The organism is Cupriavidus sp. D39, from assembly GCF_026627925.1.
Lineage (GTDB): Bacteria > Pseudomonadota > Gammaproteobacteria > Burkholderiales > Burkholderiaceae > Cupriavidus > Cupriavidus ulmosensis.
In genome coordinates this window covers 3,291,571-3,303,218 of record NZ_JAPNLE010000009.1, presented here as the reverse complement: position 1 = coordinate 3,303,218, position 11,648 = coordinate 3,291,571, and the positions used below count along the sequence as shown (strand labels likewise).

The 11,648-nt window shown below is 67.9% G+C and carries 10 protein-coding genes; 8 read left to right on the top strand and 2 right to left on the bottom strand.

Annotated features, from left to right (window positions below; all coding sequences use genetic code 11):
• Positions 1-133: 133 nt before the first annotated feature.
• Positions 134-1,678, bottom strand: coding sequence for an MFS transporter (locus OMK73_RS27585; protein WP_267604821.1), 1,545 nt, complete (start codon positions 1,676-1,678; stop codon positions 134-136).
• 181 nt (positions 1,679-1,859) lie between these two features.
• On the opposite strand from OMK73_RS27585, the gene OMK73_RS27580 reads away from it, so the two are divergent.
• The 4 genes from OMK73_RS27580 to OMK73_RS27565 all read left to right on the top strand — a co-directional run bounded on the left by OMK73_RS27580 (position 1,860) and on the right by OMK73_RS27565 (position 5,014).
• The gene (locus tag OMK73_RS27580) at positions 1,860-2,750 is read left to right on the top strand and encodes a LysR family transcriptional regulator (protein WP_267604820.1); all 891 of its coding nucleotides are present in this window, start codon (positions 1,860-1,862) and stop codon (positions 2,748-2,750) included.
• Positions 2,751-2,822: 72 nt separating this feature from the next.
• Complete coding sequence (locus tag OMK73_RS39405; RefSeq protein ID WP_420715587.1) at positions 2,823-2,987, top strand: hypothetical protein; 165 nt, start codon at positions 2,823-2,825, stop codon at positions 2,985-2,987.
• 109 nt (positions 2,988-3,096) lie between these two features.
• Complete coding sequence (locus OMK73_RS27570) at positions 3,097-4,056, top strand: delta(1)-pyrroline-2-carboxylate reductase family protein (protein WP_267604819.1); 960 nt, start codon at positions 3,097-3,099, stop codon at positions 4,054-4,056.
• Positions 4,057-4,285: 229 nt separating this feature from the next.
• Positions 4,286-5,014: an OmpW/AlkL family protein gene (locus tag OMK73_RS27565; protein ID WP_267604818.1), complete on the top strand. Its 729-nt coding sequence runs from the start codon at positions 4,286-4,288 to the stop codon at positions 5,012-5,014.
• Between the two features lie 63 nt (positions 5,015-5,077).
• Here OMK73_RS27565 and OMK73_RS27560 read toward each other — a convergent pair whose 3' ends face one another.
• Positions 5,078-5,290 (bottom strand): heavy-metal-associated domain-containing protein, encoded by a 213-nt coding sequence (locus OMK73_RS27560; protein ID WP_267604816.1) that lies wholly within the window; start codon positions 5,288-5,290, stop codon positions 5,078-5,080.
• Positions 5,291-5,554: 264 nt separating this feature from the next.
• On the opposite strand from OMK73_RS27560, the gene OMK73_RS27555 reads away from it, so the two are divergent.
• The 4 genes from OMK73_RS27555 to OMK73_RS27540 all read left to right on the top strand — a co-directional run bounded on the left by OMK73_RS27555 (position 5,555) and on the right by OMK73_RS27540 (position 11,381).
• Complete coding sequence (locus OMK73_RS27555; protein ID WP_267604813.1) at positions 5,555-8,026, top strand: heavy metal translocating P-type ATPase; 2,472 nt, start codon at positions 5,555-5,557, stop codon at positions 8,024-8,026.
• Positions 8,023-8,511, top strand: coding sequence for a Cu(I)-responsive transcriptional regulator (gene cueR / locus OMK73_RS27550; protein ID WP_267604812.1), 489 nt, complete (start codon positions 8,023-8,025; stop codon positions 8,509-8,511). Before OMK73_RS27555 ends, cueR begins: the two co-directional genes overlap by 4 nt.
• A 48-nt stretch (positions 8,512-8,559) precedes the next feature.
• The gene (locus OMK73_RS27545) at positions 8,560-9,498 is read left to right on the top strand and encodes a lysophospholipase (RefSeq protein ID WP_420715585.1); all 939 of its coding nucleotides are present in this window, start codon (positions 8,560-8,562) and stop codon (positions 9,496-9,498) included.
• Between the two features lie 170 nt (positions 9,499-9,668).
• The gene (locus OMK73_RS27540; protein ID WP_267604810.1) at positions 9,669-11,381 is read left to right on the top strand and encodes a GMC family oxidoreductase; all 1,713 of its coding nucleotides are present in this window, start codon (positions 9,669-9,671) and stop codon (positions 11,379-11,381) included.
• Positions 11,382-11,648: the final 267 nt, after the last annotated feature.

Below are 11,648 nucleotides of genomic sequence, written 5' to 3'. Positions count from 1 at the left end.
CGTTGGCGGTGCGAGCAGCAGTGCCTCGAACTCGTAAAACAGCCAGAGCCCGGCGTGCGCCGCCTGGTGCAGCATGGCCTTGTCACTGGCGATCAGCGCGACCCCGGTATCGACGGTGGCGTGGCGTGCGTCGCTACCTCACGACCTCTGGCGCGGACCCTGACGGATGCGGCAACCGTGAATGGCTGAGCAAGCCGAATACCAATGCCGCCGACGCAACGGTGATCGCTGCGAGGATATACAGCAGGAGCCGGAATGCATCGCCATAGCCTTGCATCAGTGCCTGCTCGCTCGCCTGCGGCAGCAGGGCCATGGCGCGGGGCAGGTCGCCCATGGCGAGCCGGTGCGCGGCTTGCGCCAGCGTGGCCGAGGGCGCAGCGGCCATGGCGTGCAGCCTGGACTCGGCAAGCCCCGCGAGCATGGCGCCGACGATGGCCAGGGCAATGCCTTCGCCCGCCACGCGCGTCGTGCTGAAGATGCCGGTGGCCATGCCCGCGCGTTCCTTGGGCACCACGCTGACGGCGAGGCCATCCATCAAACCCCAGGGCAGGCTGATGCCAAGGCCAATCGCCAGCATGGGCAGCACCAGCCGGGCGCTCGGCTGGCCCGGTGCGCACTGCGCGAGCCATAGCAGGCCGCCGGCGCACACCAGCAAGCCCAGGCCGCAGATCAGGCCGGCCGAGAGCCAGCGCGTCAGATGGCCGGCCAGCAGCGGCACCACCAGCATCGGTGCGGACAGCGCAATCATCATGCGGCCGGCTTCGATCGCGCTGTAGCCTTCGATGCCGATCAGGCGGATTGGCAGCAGCACTTGCAGCACCACGTACGAATACGCGGGCGCGGCCGCCAGGAATTGCACGCCGACAAAGCGCGGATGGCGAAACAGCGACAGGTCCAGCATAGGCGCGCGCACGCGCTGCTCGACCATGACGAACGCCAGCATCAGCACGGCGGCGCTGGCCAGCAGCAAGACCACCGGCAAGCTGCCCCAGCCGCTGTCGGGCGCGCGCAGTACGGCATAGGTGAACAGAGCCAGCGCGCCGGTAAAGGTGCCCGCGCCAGGCCAGTCAAGGCCGCTCGCGGCCGGGTCGCGCGACTCGCGCATGCAGCGCACGCCCAGCACCAGGGCGCAAGCGGCGATCGCGGTCGCGCTGAGGAAGACCGAGCGCCAGCCGGATTGCTCGATCAGCCATCCGGCCAGCACCGGCCCGAATGCGAGTCCCACGCCGAACGTGGTGCCCAGCAAGCTGAATGCGCGGGTAGCGGCCTGCCCCTCGAACTCCTGCGCCAGCGCTGCCATGCCGCCGGAGAAGGCGGCTGCGCCTGCCACCCCTTGCGCCGCGCGCAGGCAATCCAGCCAGGCGATGTCGGGCGCTGCCGTGAGGGCGAGGGAACTCAGTGCAAAGCCGGCAATGCCGACGAGGAAGACGCGCTTGCGCCCGCAGCGGTCGGCCAGTGCGCCGGCTGCCATCAGGCAACTGCCGAAACAAAGCATGAAGGCGTTGGTGACCCAGTTCAGCGCGATGGGGCTGCCGCCGAGATCGGCAGCGATCGCGGGCAAGGCCACCGCCGGCCCGGTGAAGCTCAGGGGCATGGCCAGCGCGGCGAGGCAGACGGCGCCAAGGATCATCGGTTTTTGCGTCGTGGTGTGCGCGGCGTCAGGTGCAGGTTTGGGCATCGGGAGTCCGGATAGGAGGGCGGGGCGTTGCATGGTGCCGGCGTCGGTCGGACGTGGCTGCGGCCATCCGCGAAAGTGGACTGATGATAGGATGGCCGTAATGCCTCTTAAAGCCCCTTGATTGCCGCTCTTAATGGACAAAAATTCTCTAATGAGCCGGCATGGATCGTGATGGATAGCCATGGATAGTCTTAGTGGCCTGTACGCCTTTGTGCGCGCGGCGGAGTCCCGGAGCTTTGTCGCCGCGGGACGGCTTCTCGGCGTCTCGCCGTCGGCCATCGGCAAGAGCGTGATGCGGCTCGAGGCCAGGCTTGGCATCCGGCTGTTTCACCGCAGCACGCGGCAGATCCGGCTGACGGATGAGGGCGTGCTCTTCTTCGAGCGCTGCCGTCGCATCCTCGAGGAAATCGACGAAGCCGAACTGGAGTTATCGCGGCTGCAGGAGGCGCCACGCGGCCGGCTGCGCATCAGCGTGCCGGCGATCGGCTATCGCCTGTTGCTGCCTGACCTGGCCGCGTTTTCCGCCGCTTATCCGGAAATCGAGTTCGACCTGGATTTCAGCGACCGCTTGGTGGACGTGGTGGAGGAGGGCTTCGACATGGTGATCCGCAGCGGCGAGCTGACGGATTCCCAGCTGATGGCGCGGCGCCTGCGTCCTTTTCGCCTGGTGGTATGCGCTTCTCCGGACTACTTCGCGCGGCGCGGCATGCCCAGGCGGCCTAAGGACCTGGAGCAGCATGTTTGCCTGCGCTATCGTTTCCCCTCCAGCGGGAAACTGCAGGACTGGGTGTTGACGCAGGATGCCGACGGTGAGGAAGTGCGTTTGCCAGGCACCTTTGCCTTGAACAACATCGAAGGCGTGCTGGCTGCGGCGATCGGCGGCCTGGGCATTTGCTACGTGCCGGATTTCGTTGCGCAGGAGGCGCTGCGCGACAAGCGCCTGGTGACCGCGCTGGATACGTTCAACGTGGTGCAGGGCACCTTCTGGATGTTGTGGCCATCGAGCCGGCACATGTTGCCGAAGCTGCGGGTGCTGGTTGACTTCCTGTCCCGCCGGGAGAGTCCGGGTTGAAATCCCGCCGTGTCCGGCTTGAAAGGGCAGGCCGATCGTGAGGCATGAGCGAGTTCTACGGCGCGCACGACGATGCCGATTCCATTCGCACGATTAATCATGCGATGGATCACGGCGTTAATTTTATCGATGCGGCTGATATATGTGGCCCGTATGCCGCTGGACGAGGTCGACATGGCGGCCATCGACACCGTGTTTCCGGCGGACGCAGTAGCGGGTACGCGTTATCCGGAATAGGCAATGTCCTTGCTGGCGCGCTGAACCTGCTGAACCCATCGCGCGTGTGGGGCCGGCGGCGAGTTCACGGATAATCCAGCTTCGCGAACCGCCTCCGGAGCCACCCGCCATGTCCGTTGCCCTGCTAGACGCCGCCCAGACGGCGGCCCGCCTGCCCTACCCCGCGCTGGCACGCGCCATTGCCGGCATGCTGGCCGAGCTGCGCGCGGGCACGGCCATGGCGCCGCCGCGCATTGCGTTGGCCGTTGGGGATCCAGCCGGCGGCGAAGGCACGCTGCTGGTGATGCCGGCACGCAACCGGGAACTGGTGATGACCAAGAACATCACCGTGCACCCTGGCAATCCGCAGCGCGGCCTGCCCAACATCCTCGGCGAGGTGGTGGTGGCCGACGCCCATACCGGACGCCGGCTGGCGCTGCTGGACGGGCCCACCGTGACGGGCCGGCGCACGGCCGCCGTGTCGTTGCTGGCGGCGCAGTGCTTCGCGCCGGATCCCGCTGGCGAGCTGTTGATCATCGGTGCCGGCGTGCAGGCAATGACCCATCTTGAAGCCTATGTCGCCGGCCTTTCGCCGCGCCGCGTGTGGCTGCATTCGCGCACGGCTGCCAAGGCCGAAGCCCTCGCCGCGCATGCGCGCACGCTGGGCGTGGAGGCGCAGACGGTCGATGACGTGAGCGCCGTATTGCCCCGCGTGTCGATGGTGGTGACGGTGACGTCCAGCCTGGTGCCGGTGCTGCCGGACCTGGATAGCGGCTTGTGGCGCGACGATCATTTCATCGCTGCGGTGGGCGCGTTCCGCCCGGAGATGTGCGAGTTGCCGCCGGCGCTTTGCCAGGCGGCCTCGGCGCATGGCCGGCTGCTGGCCGACACCTTGTTCGGCATCGAGGAGGAGGCGGGCGACCTGCTGCAGGCCGGCATCGATTGGGCCACCGTGCAGCCGTTCGAGCATGCCATCCTCGCCGCGGACGCGCTGCGCGCGCGCCGCGGCAGCCCGCTGGTCTTCAAGAGTGTTGGTTACGCCCTGTGGGACCTGGCTGCATGCGTGCTGGCGAGCGCTGGCACGGCGTAATTCCCTTGTGGCGAGTAGGCCTATGCCGCGCAGTAGGTTTCCTGGCCGGCGAGCGTCGCAAATTGCACACAGTTTGCACGACCAGTTTGGCTTGTTTGCCTGTGTTTTTAATGGTTAACCCGTGCTTTAGGGGCCGGCTTCTACAAAAGTGTTAAGCGTTTGAAACAGAGGGGTCACACCAGACGGGATAATGCCTGCCTCGGGTAGAGAGTTAACAAGGAGTAGAGGCATGTCCCCCAAGAAGATCCTGCTGGCCAGCGTAGCCATGCTAGTTGCCGGTGCCGCGCAAGCGCAAAGCGCCGGCAGCAATATTGTCAGCCTGGGCTGGTTCCGCGTGATGCCAACGAGTTCGGCCGATGCGCTGGTCGTCGATAGCATCGGCGGCTTCCCCGTCAACCAGACCGAAGCCGGCACGAGTGCCAAGATCAAGTCCGCGGATACGCTTGGCATCGCGTTCACGCATTTCTTCACCGACAATATCGCAGGTGAATTTGTCGTGGGGATTCCACCGAAGCACGATGTGGAGGGCGCTGGCACGTTTGCCAAATACGGCACGCTGGGCAATGTGAAGCAATGGAGCCCGGCGGTACTGGTGAAGTACTACTTCGGGGAAGCGAAGACCAAGTTCCGCCCCTACGTGGGCCTTGGCGCGAACTACACTTGGTTCACCGACGAGACCATCAGCAACCAGACTTTCGTGCGCTCCGAGTTTGGCCCGAACGCCAGGATGACGGCGAGCGCCAAGAGCTCGTGGAATCCGGTGTTCAATGTCGGCGCGAACTACGCCGTCACCGATAACTGGTTCGTCGGCCTGTCGGTGTCCTACCTGCCGCTGTCCAGCACGGCCACGCTCACCACCCAGAACGCGGGTGCGGCGGGCAATGCTACGGTTGTGTCGCATACCAAGATCAAGATCGATCCGGTGGTGACCTACCTGAACGTCGGCTACCGCTTCTAAGCGGTCCGCCAGATGACAAAACGGGCGCCTTGGCGCCCGTTTTGCTTTGCGCGGCTTGCCGGCTCAGCCCGCGGCCCGGGTGCTGCCCTTGACGGGATAGCCCGCTGCCTCGATGGCCTCGCGCAGCGCTTGGCCGCTGGCGGTGGCCTCTACGGAAACTGCCTGCGCGGGGATGTCGGCGGACACTTTTGCGGCGGGATCGAGGGCTTGCACGGCGCGCGTGATGGCGCCCACGCAATGGCCGCACGACATGCCTTCAACCTGGAACTGGATCATCTGGAATCTCCTGTTGGTACGTGGGGTACGAAATCAAGGTAAGCGCCCGGCCGTCCAAAAAGCGTACCTGTCGCTGCGCTGGCCGGGCCGGACTTTTTGTCTACCCCTGAAGTTTGCACCTTCCCACCGTGGGAAGCGCAAGCCCTTTTCCAAACGTTCCTGCGCGCGGCGCGTGATGAATGCGTGGCTTGCATCCGGGCTTGACCTTCCCAACATGGTAAGGTCCATGATGTGGTTGTCATCACTGTGGACTTGATCCCTGCCATGCCCGCGAATTCCCAACTCCTTCCCTTGCCCGGCGCCGCAGCAGACGCGCAGGCCTCCGAATGGCGGCTGCCGATCGGCGGCATGACATGCGCCTCGTGCGTGCGGCGCGTCGAGACCGCGCTGGGCAAGGTGCCTGGCGTGCGTCAGGTCGCCGTCAACCTCGCCACCGAAGAAGCCACGCTGCAAGCCGATAGCGGCGCCGTGCTGCCGGCCGCCGCCGAGGCCGTGAAGGCCGCCGGCTACGAGGTGCCGCACCAGGCCATGACCTTGTCCATCAGCGACATGACCTGCGCGTCCTGCGTGGCACGTGTCGAGCGTGCGCTGAAAGCCGTGCCGGGCGTGGTGGATGCGCAGGTCAACCTGGCAACGGAGCAGGCCGAGGTGACGGTGCTGCGCGGCGCCGTGGATGCCGATGCGCTGGCCGCGGCGGTGGCGCGCGCCGGCTATGGCGCGGTGCCGGTGACGGGCGACTTGCCGGCTGGGGCTGTGCCGGGCGAAGGCTTCTGGTCCGGGCCGTGGCCGGTGGCGATCTCGGCGGCGCTTTCGCTGCCGCTGGTGGCGCCCATGGTGGCCGAATGGTTCGGCGTGCACTGGATGCTGCCGGCCTGGGTGCAGTGGCTGCTGGCCACGCCGGTGCAGTTTGTGTTTGGCTGGCGTTTCTACAAGGCCGGCTTCAAGGCGGTGCGTGCGGGCGCGGGCAATATGGATCTGCTGGTCGCGCTCGGTACCTCGGCGGCTTACGGCTTGTCCTTGTGGCTGATGTGGCGCGGCGCGCACGGCATGCCGCACCTGTACTTCGAAAGTGCGGCAGTGGTCATCACGCTGGTGCGCCTGGGCAAGTGGCTGGAAACGCGCGCCAAGCGCCAGACGGCGGACGCCATCCGCGCGCTGGCCGCGCTGCGCCCCGATAGCGCGATCGTGCGCCGCGACGGCGCTGAGGTCAGCGTGCCGCTGGGCTCGGTGCGGGTCGGCGACGAAATCGTGGTGCTGCCGGGCGCACGCGTGCCGGTGGACGCCAAGGTGATCGAAGGCAGCAGCCATGCCGATGAATCGATGCTGACCGGCGAAAGCCTGCCGGTACCGAAGGAGCCTGGCGCGTTGCTGACCGGCGGCGCCATCAACTATGAAGGCCGCCTGGTGGCGCGTACGGTGGCGGTGGGCGCCGAGACGGTGCTGGCGCGCATCATCCGCATGGTCGAGCACGCGCAAGCCGCCAAGGCGCCGATCCAGCGCATGGTCGACCGCGTCAGCGCGGTGTTCGTGCCGGTGGTGCTGGGCATCGCGCTGGTCACGCTGTTGGGTTGGGGCCTGCTCGGTGGCAACTGGGAGGTTGCCTTGCTCAACGCGGTGGCGGTGCTGGTGATCGCCTGCCCGTGCGCGCTCGGCCTGGCGACGCCGACCGCGATCATGGCGGGCACCGGCGCGGGTGCCCGCGCCGGCATCCTGATCAAGGACGCCGAGGCGCTGGAAGTGGCGCACCGGGTCATGGTGGTGGCGTTCGACAAGACCGGCACGCTCACCGTAGGCAAGCCGGAAGTGGTGGCGCTGGCCGTGCCGGCGGGTGCCGGCGACGTAGAAGAGCAACGCTTGCTGGCGCGCCTGGCCGCGCTGCAGGCCGGCAGCGAGCATCCGCTGGCGCACGCGGTGCTGGCAGCGGCACGCGCGCGCGGCATCCACGCGCCGACGGCTACCGATGTGCGCGCTTTGCCCGGCATGGGCTTGTCCGGCAAGGTCGATGGCGTGGCGTTGCAGCTTGGCAGCGAGCGCCTGCGAGCGTCGCTGGGCGCAGCGGCGGGTACGCTCGAAGCGCAGGCGCAAGCACTGCAGCAAGCGGGCCGCACGGTGTCCTGGCTGATCGAGACGGGCGCGCAGGATGCGTCGCCTGCGCAAAACCGCGTGGTGGGGCTGGTTGCCTTTGGCGACGCCATCAAGCCCGGCGCGCGGCGCGCGATCGAGCGGCTGCGCGCCGCCGGCGTGCGCACGGTGATGCTGTCCGGCGACAACAAGGGCGCGGCCGCGCGCGTGGCCGAGACGCTCGGGCTGGACGAGGTGCAGGCGGAAGTACTGCCGGCCGACAAGGCCGAGCGCGTGAACGCGCTCAAGGCGGGCGGCACCGTGGTGGCGATGGTGGGCGACGGCATCAACGATGCGCCGGCGCTGGCCGCGGCGGATGTCGGCATTGCCATGTCGACCGGCACCGATGTGGCCATGCATGCTGCTGGCATCACGCTGATGCGCGGGGACCCGGCGCTGGTGGCCGACGCGCTGGCGATCTCGCACCGCACGGTGCGCAAGATTCGCGAGAACCTGTTCTGGGCCTTCTTCTACAATGTGATCGGCATCCCGCTGGCGGCGGCCGGCCTGCTCAACCCGGTGGTGGCCGGCGCGGCCATGGCATTCTCCAGCGTGAGCGTGGTCGGCAATGCGCTGCTGCTGCGGCGCTGGAAGCCGGCGGGAGAGCAAGCATGAATATCGGTGAAGCGGCACAGGCTTCCGGCGTCTCCGCCAAGATGATCCGGCACTACGAGTCCATCGGCTTGCTGGCGGCGCCGCCGCGCAGCGAGGGCGGCTACCGCCGCTACGACGCGCGCGCGGTGCACACCTTGCGCTTCGTGCGGCGTGCCCGTAATCTCGGGTTCTCGCTGGACGAGATACGCGGCTTGCTGTCGCTGTGGCACGACCGCGCGCGGGCCAGCGCCGACGTCAAGGCGCTCACCTTGCGCCACGTGGCGGACCTGGAGCAGCGCATTGCCGAGCTTGCCGCCATGCGCGACACGCTGCGTCAGCTGGCCGAGGCCTGCAGCGGCGATGCGCGGCCCGACTGCCCGATCCTCGCGGATATGGCGCAGGCGGGGTCAGGCCTGGAGCCGGAGGAAGTGGAAAAGGGCGGCGGCGGCGATGGCGCGGTGCGGGCCTGCCATCGTCACGGCGAGGACAGAACCGCGGCCTCCTAGTCGGTGGACGCCAGCGGCACTAGCGGAACACAGATGGAGATCAACCGAATGGATCGACCGAGTACCGCTGCCTCCGTCCAGCCGGTCGCCGATGGCGCCGGCCCTGGCGTGGCGGCCGCTGCGCGGCCCGTTGCCCCCATCGAAAGCCGCCAGCGCATGCGCGACGGCACGGAGCTGCTCTTGCGTACCTGGCAGCCCGATCCCGACTTGTTCCCGGAACCCACGGGCTCGCTGTTGCTGGTGCACGGCCTGGCCGAGCATTGCGGCCGCTACCAGCACGTGGCCGAGTTGCTGTGCGGCCTTGGCCTGCGCGTGCGCGGCTACGACCAGCGCGGCCATGGCGCGAGCGGCGGTCCGCGCATGGTGGCGGAGCACCCGGATGTGTTTGTCGAAGACCTCACTGAAATCCACGACGCTGCGGTGGGCCAGTGGAAGGAGCTGCCGTTCCTGCTGGGGCACAGCATGGGCGGGCTGGTGGCGGCGCGCTTTGCCACCGCGCGCGTGCGGCCCATCCGCGCGCTCGTGCTGTCATCGCCGGCGCTGGCCTTGAGGCTGTCCGGCCCGATGCTGGCCCTGCACCGCATGCTGCTGACGCTGATGCCGCGCCTGCGCGTGCCCAACCCGATCGATGCGCGCTACCTGTCGCACGACGCGGCGATGGTGGCGCAGTACCGCGCCGATCCGTTGGTGCAGGGCACCATCAGCGCCGGCGTGCTGGAGACGTTCGTGCGCGGCATGGCACAGGCGCAAACCGATGCCCCTTTGCTGGAAGCGCCCACGCTGATGCTGGTGGCGGGCGACGATCGCATCGTCGACCCGGCCGGCAGCCGACGCTTTTTCGACAACGCGCCGCCCGACCTGCGCGAGGCGCGCTGGTTCGACTCCGGCTACCACGAGCTCTTCAACGAGGCGCAGCCGCTGCGCGGCAAGGTATTCGCCGCGCTCACCGACTGGCTGCGCAAGCATCTGCAACCGCAGGCGGCGTGAGCGTGCATGATGTGTCCCTGGATGGCGCGACCTGAACCATTGCGCGCATCCACGGCCCAAGTTCGGCATGCCGCGCATGGACGCACGCATTTGCAATCCTGGCGGGATGTTCCCGCGCGGGCCCATCATCAACCTTTCCAAACGCGGCGCAAGGCCCGACAAGAGACAGCATGGAGACTTACGACTACATCATCGTCGGCGCCGGATCGGCCGGCTGCGTGCTGGCCAACCGCCTGACCCAGGACCCCGAAGTGAGCGTGCTGCTGCTTGAAGCCGGCGGGCGCGACGACTACCACTGGATCCACATCCCGGTGGGCTACCTGTATTGCATCGGCAACCCGCGCACCGACTGGATGTACCGCACCGTGGCGGAAGCCGGCCTGGGCGGCCGCTCGCTGGGCTACCCGCGCGGCCGCGTGCTGGGTGGTTCGTCGTCGATCAACGGCATGATCTATATGCGCGGGCAGCGCGAAGACTATGACGACTGGGCGCGCCTCGCGGGCGACGACGGCTGGTGCTGGGACAATGTGCTGCCGCTGTTCAAGCGTAGCGAGGACCATCATCGCGGCGGCGACGAATTCCACGGCGCGGGTGGCGAATGGCGCGTGGAAGGGCAGCGCTTGCGCTGGGACATCCTGGAGCGCTTCATGGATGCCGCCGAGCAGGCCGGCATCCCGCGCACCGATGACTTCAATCGCGGCGACAACCTTGGCGTGGGCTATTTCGAGGTCAACCAGCGCCGCGGCATCCGCTGGAATACCGCGAAGGCGTTCCTGCGCCGCGCGGCCGAGCGGCCCAACCTGACCATCGTCACCGGCGCTCAGGTGAGCGCGCTGACGTTCGAGGGACGCCGCTGCAGCGGCGTGGACTATCTCGGCGGGGGCAAGCCGTTCACAGCGGCAGCGCGCGAGGAAGTCATCCTGGCGGCGGGCGCGGTCAATACGCCGCAGTTGCTGGAGCTGTCCGGCATCGGCCAGCCCGAGCGGCTGCAGGCTTTGGGCATCGCGGTGCGCCATGTCTTGCCCGGCGTGGGCGAAAACCTGCAGGATCACCTGCAGCTGCGCAGCGTGGTCAAGGTGGAGGGCGTGCGCACGCTCAACACGCGCGCGGGCAGCTGGTGGGGCAAACTCGGCATCGGCCTGCAGTACGCGGTCAACCAGAGCGGGCCGATGAGCATGGCGCCGTCGCAGCTCGGCGCATTCGCGCGCTCGGATGCATCGTATGCGCGGCCCAACCTCGAGTACCACGTGCAGCCGCTATCGCTCGACAAGTTCGGCGATCCGCTGCATCGCTTCAACGCCTTCACGGCCAGCGTGTGCAACCTGCGCCCGACCTCGCGCGGCAGCGTGCACATCGCCGATCCGGATTTCCGCCACGCGCCGGTGATCGCGCCCAATTACCTGACGACCGACGCCGACCGCAAGGTCGCGGCGGATTCGCTGCGGCTGACGCGGCGCATCGTGGCGTCGCCCGCGCTCGCGCCCTACAAGCCGCAGGAATGGCTGCCGGGCCCGGCGTTCGAGACCGACGAGCAACTGGCCCAGGCCGCGAGCGAGATCGGCACCACCATCTTCCATCCGGTGGGCACCTGCCGCATGGGCCGTCCCGATGACCCCGAGGCAGTGGTGGACCAGCGCCTGCGCGTGATCGGCATCGACGGCCTGCGCGTGGTCGATGCATCGATCATGCCGTTGATCACCTCGGGCAACACCAACTCGCCGACCATCATGATCGCGGAGCGTGCCAGCGACATGATCCGCGAAGACCGGCGCCGGCGCATGGCCGGGACGGACGCCGGCAGCGCCGCGGCAACGGCAATTGCCAGCCCGGCAGCTGCCGGCGCCACGGCGAATGCCAAAGCGGGAGCTGCGACACAGACCTGACATCTGGTTCATGTTTCATAATCAGTGCAAACCCGGATGTTTTGCGACGCAGCAGACGCACACAATAGACGCCGAGATGCCGTGCAGCACTGCTCACATTGGCGCGCCCCCCAAGGGCGCGTCGCGCGTTCCGGGAGGGCGCGGCGCGGCGGACATCCAGGCAGCAATAAAGGCAGCAAATCAATACAAGCGGCGCGAAAGCCGCAACAGTCACTGGAGCGCGACTGGATTGGCGCGACCTGTGCGGTGGTGGTGCGACCGGCACCA

Coding starts and splice junctions, on each gene's coding strand:
- OMK73_RS27580 (WP_267604820.1), top strand. CDS start 1,860: ATGGATAGTCTTAGTGGCCTGTACGCCTTTGTGCGCGCGGCGGAGTCC.
- OMK73_RS27540 (WP_267604810.1), top strand. CDS start 9,669: ATGGAGACTTACGACTACATCATCGTCGGCGCCGGATCGGCCGGCTGC.
- OMK73_RS27560 (WP_267604816.1), bottom strand. CDS start 5,290: ATGATCCAGTTCCAGGTTGAAGGCATGTCGTGCGGCCATTGCGTGGGC.
- OMK73_RS39405 (WP_420715587.1), top strand. CDS start 2,823: ATGCCGATTCCATTCGCACGATTAATCATGCGATGGATCACGGCGTTA.
- OMK73_RS27570 (WP_267604819.1), top strand. CDS start 3,097: ATGTCCGTTGCCCTGCTAGACGCCGCCCAGACGGCGGCCCGCCTGCCC.
- cueR (WP_267604812.1), top strand. CDS start 8,023: ATGAATATCGGTGAAGCGGCACAGGCTTCCGGCGTCTCCGCCAAGATG.
- OMK73_RS27585 (WP_267604821.1), bottom strand. CDS start 1,678: ATGCCCAAACCTGCACCTGACGCCGCGCACACCACGACGCAAAAACCG.
- OMK73_RS27565 (WP_267604818.1), top strand. CDS start 4,286: ATGTCCCCCAAGAAGATCCTGCTGGCCAGCGTAGCCATGCTAGTTGCC.
- OMK73_RS27545 (WP_420715585.1), top strand. CDS start 8,560: ATGGATCGACCGAGTACCGCTGCCTCCGTCCAGCCGGTCGCCGATGGC.
- OMK73_RS27555 (WP_267604813.1), top strand. CDS start 5,555: ATGCCCGCGAATTCCCAACTCCTTCCCTTGCCCGGCGCCGCAGCAGAC.